This window comes from Sulfurihydrogenibium subterraneum DSM 15120 (assembly GCF_000619805.1).
Lineage (GTDB): Bacteria > Aquificota > Aquificia > Aquificales > Hydrogenothermaceae > Sulfurihydrogenibium > Sulfurihydrogenibium subterraneum.
The window spans coordinates 188,726-212,336 of the sequence record NZ_JHUV01000008.1; the positions used below are offsets into that span (position 1 = coordinate 188,726).

The window sequence follows — 23,611 nt, forward strand, 5'->3', positions numbered from 1 at the left end:
CTTACAAAAATTTAAATTCAAGTGATATAATTTTATAAAAAAGGGAGCTGTAGTATGATTGAAGAGTTTTCTCAGATAAAAAAAGATTTTCAATTTACAGAAGAAGATGTAAAGAATATAGTAAAACTTAAACCTATATTTGAAAAGTACCCTGATGATTTTATAGAAAAATTCTACGAATTTATTTTAAGATTCCCTCAAGCAAAAGATTTTTTAAAAAACGAAGAAATTATAAAAAGACACAGAGAAAAAGTAAAAAAGTGGTTTTTAGATCTTTTTAGTGGAAATTATGATTTAGAGTACTTTTTAAAATTAAAAAGAATAGGAGAAGTTCACGTTCAAATAGGGCTTCCTACTCATTACGTAAATGCCAGTATGAATTTCGTAAGAAGATACATAATTGATGTTATTGATAAAGAAGTTGAAGACAGAAAAGAAAGGAATTTATATGTAGCTTCAATAGGAAAACTTCTTGATATTAATCTTGATATTTTAACTGTTTCTTACAGAGAAGAAGAACTTTCAAAGTATGCTGAAATGACAGCAATGGAAAAAAAGATATACGGTTTTGCTAAAAAGTTTTCCGATGTAATAGATTTATTTATTTTAATGGCTTTAGTTATAGTAGCTCTATCAGTATTTTTCCTTTTTGGATATGATTTGTATAAACTTACTTTTAACATCGTTGAACTGGAAGAAGGTATTCTATCTATTTTAGGTAGTCTATTAATTCTTTGGGCTGTTGGAGAGCTTATGACGGAAGAGCTAAGACACCTTAAAGGTGGTAGGTTTGCCATCACCGTGTTTGTTGGTATCGCATTAGCAGCGATAATAAGAAAACTGTTTATAGCATCTTTAGGCTCGGACTCTGAAAAAAAAGCTATAGACCTGCTGTCTTACAGTGCTGTAATACTGTCTCTTGGAATTGTATTTTGGCTTATATCTAAACGGGAATCAAAAGAGTAAGTGTGATAAAATTTTTTTACAATTTAATTTAATTTGGGGAGCTGTCAACTATGAGTTTAAAGATATACAATACTTTAACTGGAAAAAAAGAAGATTTTGCCCCTATCAAACCACCACAAGTAAAGATATATACCTGCGGTGTTACAGTTTATGATTACAACCACGTAGGACACGGAAGAAGTCTTATAGTCTTCGATATGATAAGAAGATATTTAAGATACTTAGGATACAATGTTATCTTTGTAAGAAACTTTACAGATGTTGATGATAAGATTATAAACAGAGCAAAAAACGAATGTCTTCCCTTCACAGTAATATCAGATAAATATATAAAAGAGTACTTTGACGATGCTGAAAAGTTTAGAATAGAACCTGCAGACATAGAGCCAAGAGTAACAACTCACATTCCAGATATAATCAAATTTATTCAGGAGCTGATTGACAAAGGTTATGCCTACGAAGTTGACGGAGATGTTTACTTTTCTGTTAGAAAGTTTAAAGATTACGGAAAGTTATCAAAAAGAAGTATAGATGAGCTTTTAGCAGGTGCAAGAATAGAGCCAGGAGAAAAGAAAAAAGACCCTCTTGATTTTGCTCTGTGGAAGTCAGCAAAAGCAGGAGAGCCATACTGGGAGTCTCCTTGGGGGAAAGGAAGACCAGGATGGCATACAGAATGCTGTGCAATGATATTTAAACATTTAGGTGAAACAATAGACATACATGGTGGCGGTCTAGACCTAACTTTTCCACACCACGAAAACGAGATAGCTCAAGCTGAAAGCTTAACAGGAAAACCTTTTGCAAGATACTGGATACATAACGGGCTTGTTACTGTTAATGGTCAAAAAATGTCAAAATCCTTAGGAAACTACGTTACTTTAAAAGAGATTTACTCAAGGTATGAGCCAGACATTCTAAGACTCCTTGTTTTATCAGTACATTACAGAAGTCCATTAGATTTTTCTTGGGAAAAGATGGAAGAGACTAAAAAAGCCTACGAAAGATTAAAAAATGCAATACAAGAGTATGAAATACTGCAAAAACTACCTGTAGATGAAAACTTTGAAGGAGATTTATACTCAGCAATCCAAAAAGCACAGTCTGGATTTTACTCTGCAATGAGTGATGACTTTAACACTCCTGAAGCATTAGCATCTTTATTTGGACTTGTTAGAGAGATGAACATATTGAAAGATAAAGCTATAAAACAAGGTGGAATATCAAAAAAAGCACTTAACTCCTACAAAGAAGCTGCAGACACACTTCACAATATAGGTAGAGACATATTTGGATTTTTTGACAGCTTACAACCTTGTACAAAAACTGAAGAAATGAAAATAGAAAAACAAGAAGAAAAGTTAGACGAAGACCTTATAAACATACTGATAGAAGTAAGAGATAAAGCAAGAAAAGAAAAACAGTTTGCCATTGCAGACACGATAAGAGATAAGTTAGCAGAAAAAGGAATAGTAATAGAAGACACACCTTTTGGAACAAAATGGAAAAAAGCGTAGCAGAAAAAATATTTGACAGTGTACATAGAGCCTACGATAAATTTTTAAATCTTGCCACATTTAACAAAATTAACAGCTGGCAAGAAACTTTAATAAACGCTACACCAAACGGAAAAAACATTTTAGATGTAGGTACAGGAACAGGAGAGATAGTTAAAAAAATACATCAAAAAGTTAACGAAAATTCTTACATATACGCCCTTGATATATCTTTTAACATGTTAAAAGTGGCAAAATCAAAGTTAAACAGTGAAAATATTCTCTTTATAAAGTCAGATGCTTTGAAGCTCCCTTTTAAAAACAAATCTTTAGATAATGTATATTTTTCGTTAGTTTTTAGACATCTTCCACCTCAGGATATAACAAATCAGCTGAAATTAGTCCTAAAAAAGGACGGTTATGTATCAATATTAGAAATCGCAAAACCAAAGAGTAAAATTTTATACAGTTTTATACTTCTATTTGCAGATAAGATTTTTAGACCTATTGGCAGGCTAATATTCTCAAAACAAGAGTGGGATTACTTTGTAGATTCTATCAAAAACAGCATGACAAAACAGGAGTTATTAGAGTTTTTTAAATCAAACGGATTTGATACACATTTTTATCAGTCAAGATTTTTAGGGCTTATTCATATAGCAGTTTTCAAAAAATATACGGAGGATTAATTTGATAGAAGAAGCTAATAAATATCTTTTTCAAAACTATGGAAGATTACCTTATTTTTTCGAAAAAGGTGAAGGTTGCTACCTTTATGACGAAAAAGGGAAAAAGTACTTAGATATGCTATCAGGTATAGCCGTAAATGCACTTGGCTACAACCATCCAAAACTTACCGATGCCATCTGTCAACAGGTAAGTAAGATAATCCACATATCTAACTTATTTTACATAAAGCCACAGATAGAAGTTGCAAAAATACTGTCTGAAAACAGCTTTGGAGGAAAAGTTTTCTTCTGCAACTCTGGAGCAGAAAGCAACGAAGCTCTTATAAAACTTGTAAGAAGGTACTTTTACGATAAAAAACAAGACAAATATGAGATAATAACCTTTGAAGGAAGTTTCCACGGAAGAACCCTTGCAACAGTTACAGCAACAGCTCAGCCTAAGTACCATGAAGGATTTTATCCACTAGTGGGAGGATTTAAATATGCAAAGTTTAATGATATTAATTCAGTTAAAAATCTTATAACAGACAAAACAGCTGCTATTTTAATAGAGTTAGTCCAAGGAGAAGGTGGCGTAAATCCTGCTGATAAGGAGTTTATAAAAGATCTTTATAATCTCTGCAAAGAAAAAGATATACTTTTTACAGTTGACGAAGTTCAAACTGGAATAGGAAGAACAGGAAAACTGTTTGCTTACCAGCATTTTGAGATACAACCTGATATTATCTCTCTTGCCAAAGGACTTGGTGGAGGAGTACCTATAGGAGCTATCATAGCAAAAGATAAAATAGCAAAATCTTTTGTCCCAGGAACTCACGCATCTACATTTGGAGGAAACTACTTATCAACAGTTGCAGCAAAAGTAGTTTTAGAAGAAGTTTTATCAGAAGGATTTTTAGATAAAGTACAAAAAGTAGGAGATTATCTAAAAGAGTCTTTAAAAGTATTTGGATACCCTGTAAAAGGTTTAGGTCTTATGGTAGGTATGGATTTACCAAAAGATATTCCTGCAAAAGAAGTTATGAAAAAAGCTTTAGAAAAAGGATTAATAGTAGGAACGGCTGGAGAAAATACCTTAAGATTTGTTCCACCATTAATAATAACAGAAAAGCAAGTAGATGAAGCTGTAGATATACTAAAAGAGGTTTTGAATGTCTATTGAAAAATCTCCTCACGACTGGTTTTTTAAAACAATTTTCTCTAAGGAAGAAAACACAGAGAGATTTTTAAAAGGCTTTCTACCTAACATTTATAAGATAATAAAACCAAATTCTTTAAAACTTTTACCTACAGAAAAACAAAGTGATAAGAGAGAAAAATTTTTCTTAGATTTATCCTTTGAGTGTAAACTAAACATAAACTCACCAAATAACAACGCTATACTTTATTTTGTATTTGAACACAAATCTTTTCCAGATAAAAGAACTCCTTCACAGATAGCATACTATAAAGCATTAATAATGGAAGAAGATGAAAAAAAGTCCAGACCATACACACCAGTAATACCTATAGTCTTTTATCACGGAAGTAAAGACTGGAACATTCCTAAATCTATACCAGATTTAAAGCCTTATCCATCTAACATGAAATTATACATACATTCATTGGACTATGTCCTAGTGGACTTAAATAAGATAAGCTCTAAAAGGATAGTTAAAGAATTTTACGACGACATTTGCCTGTTATCAGCTGTTTTAACACTAAAGAATATTTTTAGAGATTTCAAAGACTTAAAACCTATTCTAAAAAATTTACTTGTTGCAGAAACAAAAAAGTGTATTTATATTATTATTGATTACATCGTACTTGCAAAGAAAGATTTAAAAACTGTTGAGAACATCCTTGAAGAAGTAGGAGGGAAAGAAAAAATGATGACCTTAACTGAAAAGTGGAAAATGGAAGGATTAAAAAAAGGATGGGAAGAAGGACTACAACAAGGACTACAACAAGGACTAAAGCAAGGGTTAGAGGAAGGAATCAAAAAACAGCTTAAAGATGATATAAAGGAAGCTATAGAAATAAAATTTGGAGAAGTGATAGAAGATATTTACAAGAAAATTGATAGTATAGATTCTGTTGAAGTATTAAAAAACATCTACAGAAGTATTATAAAGGCATCTAGTTTAGAAGAATTAGAAAATTACATAAATAACCTATAAGAGGGGGAAATGTTGGAATTAACACAAGAAAAAGTATTAGAATTATTAAAAAGAAATAAAAAAGGTTTATTTTTTAAACAGATAGCCAAAAGTTTTAATTTAGAAAAAAAAGAAGAAAAGCAGCTGAAAAAAATATTAAAAAAATTACAGAAAAACAAAACAATAGTCTATTCAAAAGGTTTATATAAAATCAAAGGCGAATTAAAAGAAGATAAAAATCTCATAAAAGGTAAAGTAGAAGCTCACGAAAGTGGATTTGGATTTTTAATAAGAGAAGATGGAGAGCCAGATTTATTCATTCCTCCAATTGAAATGGATTATCTCTTTGATGGAGATGTAGTCTTAGCAGAAGAAAAGATATACAGAGGAAAAAAAGAAGCTAAAATAGTTAAAATATTAGAAAGAAGGATTAAGACAGCTGTAGGTAAACTTCAAAAAGAAAAAAACAGGTATTTTATCTATCTTTTAGATTTTGTAATACCTCACAAAATTTATGTTAACAAAAAAGAAGCTAAAAAGTATCCTCTTGGAAATTATGTAGTTGTTGAAATAACACAGTATCCAGATAGAAATGTAGAAGCAAAAGGAAGAATAATTAAAGACCTTGGAAATGTTAAAAATACACAGACAGTTGCAGAAATAGTAGCAAGAAAATATGATTTACCTTTAACTCATAGTGAAGAAGCGATAAAAGAAGCTGAAAGCTTATCTTCAACTGTAAAAATAACAAAAAACAGAAAAAATTTAACAAAACAGATATGTTTTACAATAGACCCTGAAAGTGCTAGAGACCACGACGACGCAGTAGCAATAGAAAAAGAAGGAGAAAACTACAGGCTTTATGTTCACATAGCAGATGTTTCTCATTACGTAAAAGAAGGATCAGCAATAGATAAAGAAGCATTCCAAAGAGGAAATACTTACTACCTTCCAGAAAGAGCTCTACATATGCTCCCTGAAAGACTTGCATCTAATCTTTGTAGTTTAAGACCTTATGAAAAAAAGTACGCATTTACCTGTGAAATGTTAATAAACAAAAAAGGAGAAGTTATAGATTATAAAATCTATGAAAGCGTTATAGAAAGTAAAGCAAAATTAACTTATGACCAAGCGCTGGCAATAATACTTGGAGAACCAGAACATGTAAAAGCTTTTCCAGATTTAGTAGAGCCTCTAAAACATATGGAAGAGCTTGCTAAAATACTTATGAAAACAAAAGAAGAGAGAGGCAGTATAGATTTTGATATGCCAGAATCTCAAATACTGTTTGACGAAAAAGGAGACCCATACGACGTAGTTCCTTACGAAAGACATTTGGCACACAGAATTATAGAAGAGTTTATGATTATATCAAACGAAACAGTAGCAAGACACATGGAGAAACATAACTTTCCGTTTATTTACAGAGTCCACGAAAAACCAAAAATAGAAAAAGTAAACGCCTTTGTAGACATAATGGCAGGTCTTGGCTATAAAGTAGAATATCCAAAAGGTGAAGTAGAACCAAAATTTATACAAAAACTTATAGAGATGGCTGTAGGTACTCCAGAAGAATCTTTAGTAAGATTTTTAGCTTTAAGAACTATGAAACAGGCAAAGTACTCTCCTTATAACATAGGACACTTTGGACTTGCTTCTGAGTGTTATACTCACTTTACCTCTCCAATAAGAAGGTATGCTGACGTTTGGGTTCACAGACTGCTTAAAAAATCTATCAAGAAAAAGTTTACTAAAAAAGATTTAGAAGAATTACCAAAAAAATTAGAGATTATAGCCCAGCAGTGTTCACAGATGGAGAGAGTTGCAGATGATGCAGAAAGAGATGCCCTTGACATCCTAAAACTTAGAATACTAAAAGAAAAAATTGGAGAAGAGTTTGAAGGAATAATAACCGGTGTAATGCCTTTTGGTCTGTTTGTAGAGATAGAAAGATACATAATAGAAGGACTTATATCCATCTCTGACTTACCAGAAAAGATGAGGTATGACGAAAAAAATCATCAGTTGGTAGGTGAAGAAATAAGATTTAGATTAGGTGATAAAATAAAAGTTAAAATAGCAAAAGTAGATGAAGACAGTAAAAAAATAGATTTAAAATTTGTCAGTAAGGAGGTATGAAAAATGGCTTTAACATACTCTGTAGACATTCCCCTTGGAAGTAAAATGCCAGATTTTGAACTAAAAGACCCTTTTGGAAAATTATACAAAAGTGATGAGTTGTATGGAGAAAAAGGGTTATTAGTAGTATTTACCTGCAATCACTGTCCTTATGCTATTGCAGTATGGCCAAGATTAATAAAACTATCCCAATATGCTAAACAACTTGGAATAAATACAGTTGCAATAAACCCAAACATCCATCCAAACTATCCAGACGACGCTCCAGAAAAGATGATAGAAAAGATTGAAGAATGGGGAATACCATTTCCCTATCTTGTAGATGAGACTCAAGAAGTTGCCAAAGCCTTTAAAGCTCAATGTACTCCAGATATATACCTTTTTGACAAAGACCATAAACTCGTCTATCACGGAAGGATAGACGATAACTGGCTAGATGAAACAAAAGTAAAAAGAGAGGAGTTAAAAGAAGCTATTACAAACTTAGCAAAAGGAAAACCCATAGACCCTGTTCAGTATCCGTCTATGGGCTGTTCTATAAAGTGGAGAGATTAAGATTACATAACTTTGGGTACTACTTGGAATTGTATAGGTTGATTTACATCTAAGTGGTCACCGTTGTAAAATTTAACTCTTACCTTAAGTATTGCATTAACTATAGTATAATTCTTTCCATTATATAAATGATTTCCTGCATTTACAGAAGGGTTCCAATCATAATGTTTACGTACAGAATACTCTAATTCTATATTATTTCCATTCGCCGGTGGATTACTAAAAGTAACGGTAATATTCTGTCCACTTTTTGTTATAGTACATTCCAACGAACTATTCAAAGAACAAGCAAAGCTTCCATTATTATAAACAGTTATTTCATCGCCGTAGGTTATATATCCTAAATCAGTATCCCTAACGTTTTGCGGTAAAGTATAACCGAAAATAGTTTTATTCCCATCTCCTGTTCCTATTTGTACCTTAACCGGATTAAGTATTACAGTTGAATCTTCATATGGATTTAATATAATCCAAGGAGATTCAAATTTATGAACTTTTAATGAAATATCAAACTTTAAACTATCCCCCGGTTTAACTATACCAGAAAGAGGAACAAGGAAGCATTTATTTGTAGGTTCTTCAAAACAAATCTCCGCATTATCAATCATACCGTCTAAAGGGTTTGTATTTGTAGGTCCATTGTAATATAACGATAAACTTCCAGATATAGTATCCACTGGAAAAGATATTGGATTTGTAGTATCGTCTATAGCTGGTGAAATAATCTGCGCAGATGTTATATTCATAGATAAGCTATAAAATCCTTTTGCACTTGCACCAGGGGAACTCATTCCTCCACCACACGATATTAAAAAAGTTGAAGATATTAAACCACAAATTAAACTTTTTTTAGTTAACATATTTGTCCTCCTTTTTTATTCATATAAAATTTTGGGTGAAAGAAATATTAAAAGTTCTTTATCTGATAATTGTTTAAAATTGCTTTTAAAAAACCCACCTAATAAAGGAATATTCATCAGTCCTGGAACACCTGTTTTTTGTTCATCTTCTGTTTTTTCTAAAATACCACCTATTGCTAATACAGAACCATCTTTTGCAACAACTTTACTAGTAACAGTCTTTGTTTGTATAGGTGGATTACCAAGTAATAGGTTTTTAAAATCTGGTATATCCTGAGTTATAATTAAATCCATGATAATATTTCCATCTGCTGTGGTTCTTGGAGTCACATTTAATTTTAATACTGCTTTTTTAAACGATACTGAGGAAACAGTTCCACCACCAGCAGCGACAGCTGTAGTATAAGGTATTTCATAACCTTGTGAAATTTCTGCTGTTTCCCCATCTATTGTTATAACTGATGGTTTTGATAAAATTTTAGATTTACCAATTTTTTGCAATGCTGATAATCTAACATCTAAATAGTTATTCAAATTTCCTAAAACAAAACCAAAAGAAAAACCTCCTAGTGGAACAGAGCTTGTTGCAGGAAAATCTACCGCATAACCACTAGGCATTCCCATTACGCTTGGAGAATTAGTACCACCTAAAACCATATTTGTACTTTGAACTTGTCCTCCCCATTGAATTCCTAAATCTTTTATGCTTTTACTTTCAATTTGAACAATTCTTGCTTCAATAGATATTTGGTATGGTCTATCTAAAAGAAATTCAGAGAACTTATATTTTATCTTCTCTACAATATCAGGTCTATCTGTAATACATATCTTTGGTAATGATGTTATTATTGTTGCTGGTTGAGAAGTTGATTTAGTTAAACCAGCTGTTATACCTGTCTGAGTTCCACCTGTCGTAGATAATTGCCTTGACTCTGTTCCCCCAACTTCCAATGATTCTTTAGATTTAAATATTACTGTTCCGTTTTCTGATAAATAATTTTCTTTAATATTCATAATAATTTCCCCGGGCTCAAGTCCTCTAGCATAAAAACATTTTGTTTCAATTTTTTCTTTTGTTGCCTTCCCAATGACTCTCGTGAGGTTAAGAATGTTATCCTTTGTATCTAAAATAGTTAAGATACCTTTCTCTTTATTATAATCGTATCTACCAAAAGGACCAATATTTTCAATAATTTTATCTTCAATTAATTTGTAATCTTCATAAGATATATTAAACTCTTTTTTTACAAGTTGACCTTGCTCTTTTTGCAGTTTTGCAATCTCTTCAGCTTGCTTTTTTAAATTATCTAAATATGCTGAAACTATATTCTTTATCTTATAGACGTTGTCTTTTTGATCTTTTAAATACACCGTATAAGTATTCCTATCTGCCTCTATCAAAGCAGATGAAGAAGCATTCTTTTTAATAGTTAAAACAATCTCATCAAAAATATCTTTTCCTAATGTTTTTATAACTTCTGGAGGAATAGATACAAAATATTCATCAGATAATCTAATTTTATAAACATCTCCTTCTCTAATTGCAATAAGTCCATTTTCTATCAAAATTAAATTTAAAAGCTTTTCTACATCATAAGGCTTTTTTATAGATACATACACTAACTTATCTTTTTGTGCTATAGCATCCTTATCCCAGATTACATTTATACTGGAAACTTGTGAAATAGCATCAACAACTGTTGATAACTTGGCATTGTTAAGTTCTATAGAGATTTTTTCTGCAAAAGATAAAGATAATGGTGTTACTGAACCTATTGCTAGGGCTAATAAATAATTCTTTACTTTCTTCATGACTCTCTCCATTTTACTTTATTTCGGATTTTTCTATCAATTTTTTAGGGTTTGTTTTTACTTTAACTAACTTTGTTCCTTCTGGAGTTTCTACTACAATAAATTTTTCTCCATTCTCTTTTTGAATATAACCAACAGCATTTTCCAAACCAACAAAAGGAGTCACATCCTGAATTGGTGGCAAATTCAGATTTTCAGCTTTCCCAATTAAAAAATAAAAAGCCGTTATAGATAGAATGAATTTTAATTTCATTGATTTACCTCCTCAGGCATATAGTAAATAACATAGTTTACATTAAAGTTTAATGACTTAGAAACCTCTTTTTTAATAGATAGAGATTCAACTATTATAAGCCTTTCAGAGTTTGATAAATAATTCAAAAAGTTCCTAACCTGATTTATTCCTCCACTTAAGTTTGATGAAAGATAAACTTTTTTCACAGTTAAAGCCTCTTTTGGAATTGGTTGAGTTGACTCTTTAGCATTCCCTGTTTCTTGTTTTTTAGAAACTGTTTTTAAAGTATCACTTTCTTTATCATAAAACAAGTAAACATCTTCTTCTTTTTCTATTTTAAAAGAGTTTATTACCAAACCAGATGACAATGCAAAATTTGTTATTGATCTCAACACATCTTCTATTTTTGGATCAGAGGGTATTATTTTTGATAAATCAACTAATTTTTTATTGTTTTCATCTATTTCTTTTTTTAAAGTTTCTAATTTTAATTTAAGAGCTTCTTCTTTTTTTACATTAGAAATAGCTTTTAAATTATTAAGAGTACTTTCTAAATTATTTACTTCCTGTTCTAAGTTCGAGTATTCTTCTAATTTTGGAGAAATAAAAGACGCGAAAATCAAATACGCTATCGCTCCAAAGGTGGCCAATACTAAGAAAATCTTTTGCCATTGTGGTGTTGATTCCCATTGTTGCTTTATATCCATACTTATTCACCTCACTTCTGTTTAAAACCTTTTAAATTAAATTCAAAGCTATAATAAATATTATTAATAGGTGATACTTTTTTTTCAGTTCCGTTAAAACTAATGATGTTATAAAAAGCATTTAAATTTTTATAATAAACAGATATGTTTTCTGGATTTAGACTGTTACCTTTCACTTTTGCTTCTGCGAAAGCTAACTCTATATTTTCTAACCAAACTCCATCCGGTAAACTTTGTACTAATAAATTTAATTTAGGAGTTAAAGGTTTTTTATATTGAGAAACGTATTCAAAAGTTTTGATTTTCAATAAAAGTTTTTCTTTTTGTTGTTCTAATGAAGAAACAAGTTTTTCTATTTCTTTTAATTTTTTTTCATATTCTTTTAATTTACTAATTTCTGATCCTATTTGTATTTTTTTCTCTTGCAAGGAAGATATCCTATTACTTAAATAAAATAGATAAGCAAATTCCATTAATATAAAAGATATTCCTCCAACAATTACAATTAAAAAACTATTTTTTCCTATTTCTGGTAGTTTTAGAGCTGGTATTTGGATTTTTTTTAAAGGAATTGCTTTCTTTTTTCTTTTTGGATTTAAATCTATTTTTATCATAGCAAACCTCTATATGCTAAACTTATTACGTTGTTATAAATCCCTAAAGGAAATGAACCTTGATAGTTTATGTTCAAAGCTAAAACCGGATCTAAATCTTCTAATACAAACCTTGTAGAAAATTTAAGTTGCATATACGCTTTTATCTCAGGGTACTTTGCAAAGTATCCGGATGTATATATTATTCTAGGTTCGTTAATAGTTAAGAAAAAATAGTTAATTTCGTTTATTAGTCTTATAACCTCCTGTTCTTTTTCATCCGGATTAAAGTTTTCATACATTCTAGGATTAAAATCCAAAGGTTGAAGAACTAAATTATTATTAGAAAAAATCATAAATGAGTCATTTTTGTCAAGATGAATAATACATATATTTTTTTCTTCTCTATTTTTTTCAATCTTCCCTTTTTGCATTAATGCTAAATTTAATAAAGAAGTACCAACAGTGTCAATAATATCTACACCAACACCAGAAACTTCAGAAATTTCTATAATTCTTTCTATGGCTTCTTTTTTAGTAATAACTACTAAAATATTCAAAAATTCACTATCTGATGAAATAATATCCCAATCATAGTGGGTTTCCGCTTTAAAATTTTCTATGTCTTCTTTTATATTCCATTCTATAGCATCGATTAACTCTTTCTCACTAACTTTGGGAAGATGTAAGGTTTTATATAAAACAGATGACATAGGTATACTAAAAGATGCAGATTTTATCTTTAAACCTCTTCTTTCCAACTCATCTTTTAAGATTCTACCATCTTGGTTATTATCTCCAGTTACTTCAAACTCAAAAGGCATTATAGGGATTTCTATGATTTCATTTTCTTTTTTTAAGATCCCTACTCTTACATAATCAGTATCAACTTCTATACCGTTATAAAAATCACTGGATCTCCCTAATCCTATTTTAGGTAGATTAATCATTTTTGCATATCCTCTATTCTATTTTTATTTTTTTAATCTTATTTATACTTTCGTCAAAATTTCTGTAAACTTTACAAAAGGAGGGATATTTACCCTCCTTTAAATTTACTTTCCTAACTTTTGTTCTATCTCGTGAATTGCGATTGTTGTTTTTATTATTGAATCTGGGTTTATGGATATAGTATCTATTCCTTGCTCTACTAAAAATTGTGCAAACTCTGGATAGTCAGACGGTCCTTGACCACATATTCCTATCTTTTTACCTTTTTCTTTTGCTACTTTTATAACCTGTGCTATCATTCTTTTAACAGCTTCGTTTCTCTCGTCGTATAAATGAGCTACTAAGGAGGAGTCTCTGTCTAATCCAAGAGTTAACTGTGTTAAGTCGTTAGAGCCTATTGAAAATCCATCAAAATACTCTGCAAATTGGTCTGCAAGTATAACGTTAGATGGAAGCTCACACATTACGTATACTTGTAAACCGTTTTCTCCTTTTTTGAGACCATACTCTTCCATTACTTCTAGGACCTTCTTTGCTTCTTCAGGAGTTCTACAGAAAGGAACCATAACTATAACGTTTTTTAATCCCATCTTGTTTCTTACTCTTAAAATAGCTTTACACTCTAATCCGAAAGCTGGTTTAAAGAAGTCTGAATAATACCTTGAAGCTCCTCTAAATCCTATCATTGGGTTTTCTTCTTCTGGTTCAAAATATTTTCCACCTAAAAGGTTTGCATACTCGTTTGATTTAAAGTCAGAGAATCTTACTATTACAGGTTTTGGATAGAATGCTGCTGCTATTTTTGCTATACCGTAAGATAGTTTTTTAACGTAATACTCTTCTTTGTTTTCATATCCAAATGTCAAGTCTTCTATTTTTTCTGCTAACTGTGGGTCTTTTTGTTTTATTTCGTCAAACTTAATAAGAGCAAGAGGGTGTATTGATATGTAGTTGTTTATTATAAATTCTTCCCTTGCAAGTCCTACACCCGCATTAGGTAAAAATGAAAAGTCAAATGCTCCTTCTGGCGATGCAACGTTCATCATAATAGGAGTTTTTGTTTTTGGAAGATTTCTTAAGTCAAATTCCTCTATTTCATACTCAACTTTTCCTCTATATACATATCCTCTTTCACCTTCTGCACATGATACGGTTACTTTATCTCCATTTTCAAGTACTTCAGTTGCATTACCAGCCCCTACAACTGCTGGAACACCTAATTCTCTTGCAACAATAGCTGCGTGGCACGTTCTTCCCCCTTTGTTTGTAACTATTGCAGCAGCTTTTTTCATTATAGGTTCCCAGTCTGGGTCTGTCATATCTGTCACTAATACTTCTCCTGGTTGAAAATCTTTCGCATCTTCTAAGTCATGAAGTATTCTAACTTTACCAAAGGCTACTTTATCTCCAACAGCTATTCCTTCTATAACTCTTTTATTTATCCTTGATTCGTAAGGCTCTGTTATTTTGTATGTTACTATTTTAGAGTGGTCTTTTTGAGAATGAACTGTTTCTGGTCTTGCCTGAACTATAAATAACTCATTTAACTCTCCATCTTTTGCCCATTCTACGTCCATTGGAGTCCATTTTCCGTACTTGTTAGAGTAATACTCTTCAATTGCCATAACCCATCTGGCAAGTTTTAAAACTTCTTCGTCTGTAAGAGAAAACTTCATCTGTTCTTCTTTTGAAACAGCTACTATCTTTGTTCTTTCATCTGGAGTTGTTCCGTAGACCATTTTATGGGTTTTTCTACCTAACTTTTTCTCTATAATTGCTTCATAACCTTCTTTTAAGGTTGGTTTAAATACTAAAAACTCATCTGGAGTAACAGCACCCTGAACTACCATCTCACCAAGTCCGTAAGAAGCGTTTATAAGGACTACGTCTTTAAATCCACTGTCAGAGTCTATTGAGAAAGATACACCAGAAGATGCAAGGTCTGACCTAACCATCTTTTGAACGCCAACAGCAAGACCTATTGCAAAGTGGTCAAACTTAAATGCCTCTCTGTAAGAGATAGCTCTATCTGTAAATAAAGATGCAAAACAACTTTTAATGGCAGACAGTAAAGTTTCGTCTCCTTTTATGTTAAGGTAAGTATCCTGCTGACCTGCAAAAGATGCGTTTGGTAAGTCCTCAGCTGTGGCGGAAGACCTAACAGCAACATCAACTCTAAATTGGTTGTACATCTTACTTAACTCTTCATAAGCTTTTAAAATTTCATTTTTTAAATCTTCAGGAAAAGTTCCACCTTTTATAAGCTCTCTTATTGTAAGCCCTCTTTTTGACAAATCTCCTATATTGTTTGGATCTAAGCCCGTTAAAATTTCTCTAATTTTGTCCCTGAGATTATTGTGATCAACAAAATGCCAGTAGGCCGCTGAAGTTACGACAAAGCCCATAGGAACTTTGATTCCGATAGAAGAAAGACCTTTAATCATCTCTCCTAAAGAAGCATTTTTACCACCAACAAGCTCTATATCTTCCATTCCTACTTCATTAAGCCACATTACTAACTTTTTCATAATCAACCTCCTACTATTTTTGTAAAATCTCCTATGTATTTAAATAAATCGTCTATCTGTTTTAATAGGGCTAATCTATTTTGCTTTACTTTTTCATCTTCTACCATAATCATAACGTTGTCAAAAAATCTGTCTATAAACGGTTTTAACTCTATCAACTTTCCCAAGGCTTCTTCGTAGTTTTTATTTTCAATTAATTTTAAGTATTCATCTTTTACAACTGATACTTTATCGGAGAGTTCTTTTTCATAAGGATTTTGTAGTAAAGATTTATCCAAATCTGCTTTAAAACCTTCTGGAATTATATTTCCAACTCGTTTAAACACTTGAATAATACTTTCATAATCAGGTAGATTTGTGATTTTACTTAAGGCATTTACCTTTAGATAATTTCTGTAAAGGTTAGCATCTTTCAAAGATATGACTGCGTTTATAATATCAGTTCTATAGCCTTTACCTTGAAGATAGCTTTCAAGTCTTCCTATTAGAAAGTCTAAAACTTTTTCATCTTTTATGATGTTAGATAAGTCTATATCTATTTCTTTTTCTACAAGTAGTCTAACTATACCTATTGCATTTCTTCTGACTGCAAATGGGTCTGCTGAAGCTTTTGGTATTTCACCTATACTAAAGAATGACACCACTGTATCTATTTTATCTGCAAGGGCAAGGATTGTTCCAAGGATTGTCTGAGGAAGGTCATCATCTGCTGTCTTAGGTAGATAATGCTCGTATATTGCCTTTGCAACTTCTTCATCTTCCCCTTGTTTTAGTGCATAGTACATTCCCATTATTCCTTGAAGCTCATCAAACTCTTTAACCATATTTGTAAGTAGGTCTGCTTTAGAAAGTAAAACAGCTCTTTCTATTTTTGCTTCTTCTTTATAACCCAGCTCCTTTGCTATAGTTTTAGCAAGCTGTAGGTTCCTTAACACTTTATCGTAAAGAGAACCTAACTTTTCGTGGAATTGAATACCTTTTAACTTTTCTATGTTTTCTTCAAGCTTTACTTTTAGGTCTTCTTTGTAGAAGAATAATGCATCTTCAAGTCTTGCTCTTAAAACCTTTTCATATCCGTTTTTTATAATATCCCTATCTTTTACAGCTATGTTTGAAAAGGCTAAGAATTTTGGAATTAATCTTCCATTTTTCTTAAAATTTAAGTATCTTTGGTGGTGTTTACACACTGTTATAATAACCTCATCAGGCAATGTAAGATACTCTGGAGAAAAATCTCCTAATATACCTACTGGAAATTCTGTTAGGCAGGTTATCTCATCTATTAAATCGCTATCTTCTATAATTTGAGCGTCTAAAGACCTTGCAAAACCTTCGTATTGGGTTTTTATAGCGTTTTTTCTATCTTCAAAATTTGCTATTATAAATCCAAGTTTTGTTATCTCTTCATACTCAAGACTGTGGTTTATCTGTTTTTTCTCTCCTCTTCCAACGGAAGCTGTCATAAATCTGTGAAGATGCGTGTATCTATCTGCGTTTACACCTGCAACAGAAAAGGGAATAACTTCATCGTCTAAAAGGGACACAATCCATCTAATCGGTCTTGGGAATCTATATCCTGAATCGTTCCAAACCATAGATTTAAGTTGTGGAAAACTTTTAAACAGATTAGGGATAACTTCTGATACGTGGTGTTTTAAATCTTTACCTTCTTGCAGTATTACAGCTCCTAAGTACTCACCTTTTTCGTTTTGGATTTTTTGAAGATTTTCAAGAGGAATGTTGTTTTTCTGGGCAAAGGATAGAGCTGCTTTTGTAAACTTACCTTCTTGGTCAACTGCTACTTTATAAGGAGGTCCAAGTATTATTTGCTGTTTTGGTGGTTGTTTTTCTTTTAGGTTTTTTATTAAGACTGCTAATCTTCTTGGAGTTGCAAAAATTTTTATATTCTCTGGAGAACCATACTCAAAAAATTCTTTAAAAGATTCTTCTGCATATTGTTTTAAAAACTCTTTATATGTTAGAATTACTTTTGGAGGTAATTCTTCACAACCTATTTCAAGCAGGTACGTTTTCATTACTGCTCCTTGACTTTTTTATTAAAGGATAACCAAGTTCTTCTCTGTGGGATACAAAGGCTTTTGCACACTCTTTTGCAAGGTTTCTAACCCTTGCTATATACCTTGCCCTTTCGTTTACAGATAGAGCTCCCCTTGCATCAAGAAGATTAAACGTATGAGAACATTTTAAAGCATAATCATATGCAGGTATTGGAAGATTTTTTTCTATAAGTTTATAGCCCTGCTGTTCGTACATATCAAAAGTCTTATACAGAAACTCAATATCTACAACTTCAAAGTTATGAATAGACCACTGTCTTTCAGCTTCTTTATAAATATCTCCGTAGGTAAGTCCTTCACTCCAGACTATATCGTAAACGCTGTCAACTTTTTGTAGGTAAGTTGCTATTCTTTCAAGACCATAAGTTATCTCTACACTAATTTGAGGAAGGTCTAAACTACCTGCTTGTTGGAAGTACGTAAACTGGGTTATCTCCATTCCGTCAAGCCAAACTTCCCATCCAAGTCCCCAAGCTCCAAGAGTTGGACTTTCCCAGTCATCTTCTACAAATCTAATGTCGTGTTTTGTAAGGTCTATTCCAAGGTGTGTAAGACTTTCTAAGTATAACTCTTGAGGATTTTCAGGAGCTGGTTTTAAAATAACTTGAAATTGGTAGTAGTGTTGTAATCTATTTGGATTTTCTCCGTATCTTCCGTCCTTAGGTCTTCTTGAAGGTTCTACGTAGCAAACGTTCCAAGGCTCTGGTCCTAACACTCTTAAAAAGGTAGCTGGGTTCATCGTTCCAGCTCCTACCTCTATATCGTAAGGTTGCCATAAGATACATCCCTTATCCACCCAGAACCTTTGTAATGACAGTATAATATCCTGAAATGTCATAATTTTTCTCCAAGATTCTCAAAATACTTTTAAAATATTTTAACACATTTAGATTTTATGATTTTGATATGTTAAACTGCTTTTATGAATTTTAAGTTAGCTACAGAGTAGATTTTAAGCTGATTTTGAGATAGAAGCTCTGATATGTACTTTTTCGTTTCCTCATCAAACAATGTTTCTATATCGTTTTCGGTATAAGCTCTATTTTTAAAAGTTTTTATAATGTCTTCTTTGTCTAAGTGAACTTTTTGGACTAATCCACCTGCTTTTCTTGTTGCAACGTTTACGTTTAAACCTTCAAACATTTTAGCAATTTCGTAAAGGGTTTGATTGTCCACTGGAAAAACTCTGTAAGCAGGAGGTCTATCCACTGTAGATATATCTATTCTGTCTGGATTTATCTTTTTAGCAGTTTCTACTATCTTTTCTATCACTTCTTTTTTATCGTTAATATGTTTTACTACAAGGACTTCTAAGATAAGGCTTCCCTTATACTCTTTTCTAAAAGATATCATTCCTTTAATAATATCATCTATCTTTATTCCTTTTAATGGTCTGTCTATTTTTTCAAATGTTTTTTGGTCTGCTGCATCTAAAGAAAGTTTTACTATATCAAACTTTTTAAGAGCTTCTCTTACAGTAGGGTTATTTATTGTGCTACCGTTTGATAAAATTAAAGTTTTTGATGAACCTTTTATCTTATTTAACTTATCTATAAGCTCGTTTAATCTGGTGTAAAGAGTAGGCTCTCCATTTGCTGTTGTTGTAATAACGTCAGGATACTGATTTTTAGAAAGATAGTCCTGTATTTCTTTTATAATATCATCTGGTGGTGGCTCTTTTTCTATTTTATCAACGGGTTTTGCTTTTTCAAGCTCACAGTATAAACAGTCAAAGTTGCAACTTTTTTTCTCGGGAGAAAGGTCTATCCCGAGAGATAAACCAAACCTTCTTGATAAAACAGGTCCAAATATGTATTTATACATAACATTCATTTTAAAACTTTTATTCTCCTTTTAATATATGCTAAATTTAATTTAAACGCTAAAGTATGTTGCTTCAGGATGGTAAACAACTATAGCATCTGTAGACTGCTCTGGAACTATGAGGTGGTTTTCTGTAAGGGTTATTCCGTACTCCTGCGGTTTTAGTATATCAAAGATTATATCGTTGATAGACAAGTCAGGACAAGCAGGATAACCAGGAGAATACCTTGCACCTTGATAGTTTCTTATTTGCCAGTTAACATCGTATAAAGATTCTCCTTCCTCTTTTGCAATACCAAGTTCAATTCTGATTTTTTTATGTACTATCTCAGCAAGAGCCTCAGCCAGTTCAACTCCAAGACCGTGTATAAGATGGTAATCTTTATATTTACCTTGTTTAAATAGCTCCCTTTCGTATTCTGATAGATTTATTCCAGCAGAAACCACCGTAAACGCGACTAAGTCGTGTCTATCATAGTGAAAGTAATCAGGTAAAGACCTGTAAGAAGGTTTTGAAGACCTTGGAAAATCTATTTTTTTGTAAACTCTATCTAAAATATTTTCTAAAGGTTCTCTGTTTAAACCTTCTTCACTCTTCCAACCTTCTTGAGGAGAGAATACAAGTAAAGATGATTCTTTATTATCGTTATTTTTTAACCTTATAGGAAAGTCAGACCTGCAAGGATAATATCCGTATATTATTATTGGTGTAAATAAATCTTCTTCTATCAATAATTTTTTCAATCTTTCAAAATTAGGTAGTATCTCTTCTTTTTTTAATCTTTCATACTCTTCTCTTGATTTGTCTCCTCTGGTGTATCCCCAAGCTCTTTTAAAGAGAGATCCTTTATTTATCCAGCTAAAAGCAAGTTCCCTTATTTCCTCGTATTCTGGACTGTCTGGATGTATCCATACTTTTCTACCCCAAAAAGGAGGCGTTGGTACAACAATGTCCATAGGGGGCATTTTTATATCTTTTAAAGGAGGTATCTCTACTTTTTCTTCAACTCTTACCTTAGACTCTTCCTCTTCTTTATAACCTAAGTCTGCATCAAAAATACCTTTTTCTATTCTGGTCATTGCCTCTATTCCATCAAAGGCATCTCTACAGTAAAAGATAGTACCATCGTAAACGGGTCTACAGTATTCATCTACAAATTTTTTGTTTAAAGCAGCTCCTCCAAGTAAAACAGAGATTTTTATTCCTCTTTTCTGCATCTCTTCAAGGTTGTTTTTCATCTCAAGGGTTGATTTTACAAGTAATCCACTCATTCCTATGGCATCGGCTTTATGCTCTTCAACTGCTTTTAAAAACTGTTCAAGTTCTACTTTTATTCCAAGATTTACCACATTAAAACCATTATTTGTTAGTATTATATCAACAAGATTTTTTCCTACATCATGAACGTCTCCTTTTACTGTACCAAGTACAAGGGTGGTTTTTTTCTTTTTGGTTGTTTTTGGTAAATATTGATTTAGGTAATCAACCGCTGCTTTCATGCTTTCTGCCGACTGTAGGACAAAAGGAAGCTGCATTTTTCCTTCTCCAAAAAGGTCTCCTACAGTCTTCATCGCATCTATAAGTATTTCATTAATAATCTTTTCTGGTGGAATCTTATGTCTTGCTTCTTCTACAGCTTTTATAAGTTTTTCTTTCTCTCCATCTATCAAGAGTTTTTTTATTTTTTCTTCTATAGGAAGATTTTCAAAGTCTTTACTTTCTTCATTTGATGTTGTTTCTTTCTTTTTAGAAAAGTAGTTGATAAATTCAAAAAGTGGGTCTTTTCCGTTTTCCCAAACATTAAATAGAAGGTTCTCACAGATTTTTCTATCTTCTTCTGATATTTTATGAAATGGAATAAGATGTTTTGGGTTTACTATAGCCATAGTTAAGCCAGCTTCTACACAGTGGTGTAAAAAGACAGAGTTTAAGTACTTTCTGGCATGCATATCAAGACCAAAAGAAACGTTAGATATCCCAAGAACAGCTCCAACTTTTGGATGTCTTTTTCTTAACTCTCTGATAGCTTCTATTGTTTGAACTGCTGCATCTCTGTACTCTGGGTCTCCACTTCCAACTGTAAATGTAAGTAAGTCAAAAACTAAATCTTCTGGGTCTAACCCGTGAACTTTTGTTGCTCTTTCATACATTCTCTCTGCAACTTCTAACTTCCTTTCTTTTGTCTTTGCCATTCCTTGTTCATCTATGGTTAAAAGGACTAAAGAAGTTCCAAATCTCTTTGCAAGTTGACAGATTTTATCAAACTTCTCTTCTGAGTCCTCTAAATTAGCTGAGTTTATGATTGGTTTTCCGCCTATATGTTTTAATCCAGCTTCTACAGCTTTTGGCTGGGTAGAGTCTACCATTAAAGGTATAGGAATTTTTTCGTTAAATCGTTTTATAATCTCCTTCATATCTTTTATTTCATCTCTACCTGCATAGTTAACAGAGACGTCAAGAGCGTGGGAACCTGATTTTACCTGTTCCTGAGCTATTGATAATATTCCATCATAATCTTCTTTTAATAGAAGCTCCCTAAATTGTTTAGAGCCTGTTGCGTTTGTCCTTTCTCCTACTAAAAATGGTGGTGGGTCTTGTTTTAAAGGTTGTGTCATAAATAGTGAAGCAAGAGATTTAGGTTGTTTTCCTACAGGTTTCTTTGGCTTTCTACCTTTTACCTTTTCATAAAGTGCTTTTATATGTGCAGGAGTTGTTCCACAACATCCTCCTACTATAGCAACTCCATCTATATCTAAGAACTTACTTTCTTTTTCCGCAAACTCTTCAGCATTCATTGGATAGTATGTCTGTCCTCCTCTGTTTTCTGGAAGTCCAGCGTTTGCGTGTACTGATATATATCCTTTCCATACTTGAGACAACTTTCTTAAATGTTGTTCTACCTGGTCTGGACCTGTTCCACAGTTAAAACCAAGGGTGAGAATGTCAAAAGGTTCCATTATAGTTGCCAGCGTCTGTGCATCTGTTCCTATAAGCATAGTTCCTGTAAGTTCTATTGTTGCCGAAACCATAATAGGTATATCTCTTCCTTTTTCCCTTGAAGCATCTTGAAGAGCGTGAAGTGCTACTTTTATTTGAAGAGGGTCTTGACAGGTTTCAACAAGAAAAACATCTACACCACCATTTATTAACCCGTAAGCTGCAACTTTATATCCTTCATACATAGTATCGTAATCTATATGACCAAGCGAAGGAAGCTTTGTTCCTGGTCCTAAAGAACCTGCTACAAATCTTGGTTTTTCTTTTGTTGAGTACTTTTCACATAACTGTTTAACTAATGAAGCTCCTGCTTTTGCAAGTTCATAGGCTTTATCAGCAATATCGTACTCCTCAAGTACCCACGATAATGCCCCAAACGTATTTGTTTTTATAATATCAGCTCCTGCTTGTAAGTACTTTTCGTGGATGTTTTGTATTATTTTGGGTGCAGTTATGTTTAAAATCTCATTACAGCCTACCTTTCCATCCCAAGCAGACATAGGGATAAGGGTAGACTGTATCATAGTTCCCATTGCACCATCTATAACCAAAACTCTCTCTTTTATTAACTCTCTTAAATCCATTTATGCTCCTATAATTTTTATTATTACTCTTTTAGGTCTTTGTCCATCATACTCTGCATAAAATATTTCCTGCAAAGGTCCAAGGTCAAGTCTTCCATTTGTTATAGGTAAAACTACTTGAAGATGTGTAAGAAGATTTTTTAAGTGTGCATCTGCGTTATCTTCGCCAGTTTTATGATGGTTGTAATCTGGTTTAAAAGGTGCAAGAGTATCAAGCCATTTCCATATATCTTCGTGTAATCCTTCTTCATCATCTTGAATAATTACAGATGCAGTAAGATGCATGGCAGAAACTAAGCATAAACCTTCTTGCACTGTAGATTCCTTTACAGCCTGCTCAACATCTTTAGTTATTTTTATCAACTCCCTTCTATATTTTGTATTGAAAGTTAAATACTTTGTATAAGTTTTCAAATCAAACCTCCTAAAATAAATGTATAATATATTTTAAACTTTTGCCG

At 32.2% G+C, this 23,611-nt stretch carries 19 protein-coding genes; 7 read left to right on the forward strand and 12 right to left on the reverse strand.

Annotation, left to right across the window (positions count from 1 at the left end; all coding sequences use genetic code 11):
• The first annotated feature begins 54 nt into the window (after positions 1–54).
• The 7 genes from Q385_RS0101700 to Q385_RS0101730 are packed head-to-tail and all read left to right on the forward strand — an operon-like array spanning position 55 to position 7,980.
• Positions 55–966 (forward strand): protoglobin domain-containing protein, encoded by a 912-nt coding sequence (locus tag Q385_RS0101700; protein ID WP_028950004.1) that lies wholly within the window; start codon positions 55–57, stop codon positions 964–966.
• Between the two features lie 50 nt (positions 967–1,016).
• Entirely contained in the window at positions 1,017–2,480 is a 1,464-nt protein-coding gene (cysS, locus tag Q385_RS0101705) for a cysteine--tRNA ligase (protein ID WP_028950005.1), read from the forward strand.
• Positions 2,465–3,148, forward strand: a complete 684-nt coding sequence (locus Q385_RS0101710) for a class I SAM-dependent methyltransferase (RefSeq protein WP_028950006.1) — start codon at positions 2,465–2,467, stop codon at positions 3,146–3,148. The genes cysS and Q385_RS0101710 overlap by 16 nt, the downstream gene beginning before the upstream one ends.
• 1 nt (position 3,149) lies before the next feature.
• Complete coding sequence (locus tag Q385_RS0101715; protein WP_425427185.1) at positions 3,150–4,310, forward strand: aspartate aminotransferase family protein; 1,161 nt, start codon at positions 3,150–3,152, stop codon at positions 4,308–4,310.
• Positions 4,300–5,307: an Rpn family recombination-promoting nuclease/putative transposase gene (locus tag Q385_RS0101720; protein ID WP_051524374.1), complete on the forward strand. Its 1,008-nt coding sequence runs from the start codon at positions 4,300–4,302 to the stop codon at positions 5,305–5,307. Before Q385_RS0101715 ends, Q385_RS0101720 begins: the two co-directional genes overlap by 11 nt.
• A 9-nt stretch (positions 5,308–5,316) precedes the next feature.
• Positions 5,317–7,425: a ribonuclease R gene (gene rnr / locus Q385_RS0101725; protein WP_037919402.1), complete on the forward strand. Its 2,109-nt coding sequence runs from the start codon at positions 5,317–5,319 to the stop codon at positions 7,423–7,425.
• A gap of 3 nt (positions 7,426–7,428) precedes the next feature.
• Positions 7,429–7,980: a thioredoxin family protein gene (locus tag Q385_RS0101730; RefSeq protein WP_028950010.1), complete on the forward strand. Its 552-nt coding sequence runs from the start codon at positions 7,429–7,431 to the stop codon at positions 7,978–7,980.
• A 2-nt stretch (positions 7,981–7,982) separates the two neighbouring features.
• On the opposite strand, the gene Q385_RS0101735 is transcribed toward Q385_RS0101730, so the two are convergent.
• The 12 genes from Q385_RS0101735 to Q385_RS0101790 form a co-directional block, all read right to left on the reverse strand.
• Positions 7,983–8,771 (reverse strand): hypothetical protein, encoded by a 789-nt coding sequence (locus Q385_RS0101735; RefSeq protein WP_156925193.1) that lies wholly within the window; start codon positions 8,769–8,771, stop codon positions 7,983–7,985.
• 84 nt (positions 8,772–8,855) lie between these two features.
• Positions 8,856–10,652, reverse strand: coding sequence for a PilQ (locus Q385_RS0101740; protein WP_028950012.1), 1,797 nt, complete (start codon positions 10,650–10,652; stop codon positions 8,856–8,858).
• Positions 10,653–10,665: 13 nt separating this feature from the next.
• On the reverse strand, positions 10,666–10,905 hold the full coding sequence (locus tag Q385_RS0101745) for a hypothetical protein (protein WP_028950013.1): 240 nt from the start codon (positions 10,903–10,905) through the stop codon (positions 10,666–10,668).
• Complete coding sequence (gene pilO / locus Q385_RS0101750) at positions 10,902–11,594, reverse strand: type 4a pilus biogenesis protein PilO (protein WP_028950014.1); 693 nt, start codon at positions 11,592–11,594, stop codon at positions 10,902–10,904. The genes Q385_RS0101745 and pilO overlap by 4 nt, the downstream gene beginning before the upstream one ends.
• 11 nt (positions 11,595–11,605) lie before the next feature.
• Entirely contained in the window at positions 11,606–12,208 is a 603-nt protein-coding gene (locus Q385_RS0101755; RefSeq protein WP_028950015.1) for a PilN domain-containing protein, read from the reverse strand.
• Complete coding sequence (pilM, locus tag Q385_RS0101760; RefSeq protein WP_028950016.1) at positions 12,205–13,137, reverse strand: type IV pilus biogenesis protein PilM; 933 nt, start codon at positions 13,135–13,137, stop codon at positions 12,205–12,207. Before pilM ends, Q385_RS0101755 begins: the two co-directional genes overlap by 4 nt.
• 105 nt (positions 13,138–13,242) lie before the next feature.
• Positions 13,243–15,666, reverse strand: a complete 2,424-nt coding sequence (gene ppsA / locus Q385_RS0101765) for a phosphoenolpyruvate synthase (RefSeq protein ID WP_028950017.1) — start codon at positions 15,664–15,666, stop codon at positions 13,243–13,245.
• 2 nt (positions 15,667–15,668) lie between these two features.
• Positions 15,669–17,702 (reverse strand): glycine--tRNA ligase subunit beta, encoded by a 2,034-nt coding sequence (gene glyS, locus Q385_RS0101770; protein WP_028950018.1) that lies wholly within the window; start codon positions 17,700–17,702, stop codon positions 15,669–15,671.
• Positions 17,683–18,582: a glycine--tRNA ligase subunit alpha gene (locus Q385_RS0101775; RefSeq protein WP_028950019.1), complete on the reverse strand. Its 900-nt coding sequence runs from the start codon at positions 18,580–18,582 to the stop codon at positions 17,683–17,685. The genes glyS and Q385_RS0101775 overlap by 20 nt, the downstream gene beginning before the upstream one ends.
• A gap of 71 nt (positions 18,583–18,653) precedes the next feature.
• The gene (locus Q385_RS0101780) at positions 18,654–19,577 is read right to left on the reverse strand and encodes a radical SAM protein (RefSeq protein WP_028950020.1); all 924 of its coding nucleotides are present in this window, start codon (positions 19,575–19,577) and stop codon (positions 18,654–18,656) included.
• Positions 19,578–19,619: 42 nt separating this feature from the next.
• Complete coding sequence (metH, locus tag Q385_RS0101785) at positions 19,620–23,150, reverse strand: methionine synthase (RefSeq protein WP_028950021.1); 3,531 nt, start codon at positions 23,148–23,150, stop codon at positions 19,620–19,622.
• Positions 23,151–23,564, reverse strand: a complete 414-nt coding sequence (locus Q385_RS0101790) for a secondary thiamine-phosphate synthase enzyme YjbQ (RefSeq protein WP_028950022.1) — start codon at positions 23,562–23,564, stop codon at positions 23,151–23,153. It lies immediately after the preceding gene.
• Positions 23,565–23,611 lie beyond the last annotated feature (47 nt).

Excerpts from the sequence above, each read along its gene's own strand:
- Q385_RS0101700 (WP_028950004.1), top strand. The coding sequence starts at position 55 with ATGATTGAAGAGTTTTCTCAGATAAAAAAAGATTTTCAATTTACAGAA.
- cysS (WP_028950005.1), top strand. The coding sequence starts at position 1,017 with ATGAGTTTAAAGATATACAATACTTTAACTGGAAAAAAAGAAGATTTT.
- Q385_RS0101710 (WP_028950006.1), top strand. The coding sequence starts at position 2,465 with ATGGAAAAAAGCGTAGCAGAAAAAATATTTGACAGTGTACATAGAGCC.
- Q385_RS0101720 (WP_051524374.1), top strand. The coding sequence starts at position 4,300 with ATGTCTATTGAAAAATCTCCTCACGACTGGTTTTTTAAAACAATTTTC.
- rnr (WP_037919402.1), top strand. The coding sequence starts at position 5,317 with ATGTTGGAATTAACACAAGAAAAAGTATTAGAATTATTAAAAAGAAAT.
- Q385_RS0101730 (WP_028950010.1), top strand. The coding sequence starts at position 7,429 with ATGGCTTTAACATACTCTGTAGACATTCCCCTTGGAAGTAAAATGCCA.
- Q385_RS0101735 (WP_156925193.1), bottom strand. The coding sequence starts at position 8,771 with ATGAGTTCCCCTGGTGCAAGTGCAAAAGGATTTTATAGCTTATCTATG.
- Q385_RS0101740 (WP_028950012.1), bottom strand. The coding sequence starts at position 10,652 with ATGAAGAAAGTAAAGAATTATTTATTAGCCCTAGCAATAGGTTCAGTA.
- Q385_RS0101745 (WP_028950013.1), bottom strand. The coding sequence starts at position 10,905 with ATGAAATTAAAATTCATTCTATCTATAACGGCTTTTTATTTTTTAATT.
- pilO (WP_028950014.1), bottom strand. The coding sequence starts at position 11,594 with ATGGATATAAAGCAACAATGGGAATCAACACCACAATGGCAAAAGATT.
- Q385_RS0101755 (WP_028950015.1), bottom strand. The coding sequence starts at position 12,208 with ATGATAAAAATAGATTTAAATCCAAAAAGAAAAAAGAAAGCAATTCCT.
- pilM (WP_028950016.1), bottom strand. The coding sequence starts at position 13,137 with ATGATTAATCTACCTAAAATAGGATTAGGGAGATCCAGTGATTTTTAT.
- ppsA (WP_028950017.1), bottom strand. The coding sequence starts at position 15,666 with ATGAAAAAGTTAGTAATGTGGCTTAATGAAGTAGGAATGGAAGATATA.
- glyS (WP_028950018.1), bottom strand. The coding sequence starts at position 17,702 with ATGAAAACGTACCTGCTTGAAATAGGTTGTGAAGAATTACCTCCAAAA.
- Q385_RS0101775 (WP_028950019.1), bottom strand. The coding sequence starts at position 18,582 with ATGACATTTCAGGATATTATACTGTCATTACAAAGGTTCTGGGTGGAT.
- Q385_RS0101780 (WP_028950020.1), bottom strand. The coding sequence starts at position 19,577 with ATGAATGTTATGTATAAATACATATTTGGACCTGTTTTATCAAGAAGG.
- metH (WP_028950021.1), bottom strand. The coding sequence starts at position 23,150 with ATGGATTTAAGAGAGTTAATAAAAGAGAGAGTTTTGGTTATAGATGGT.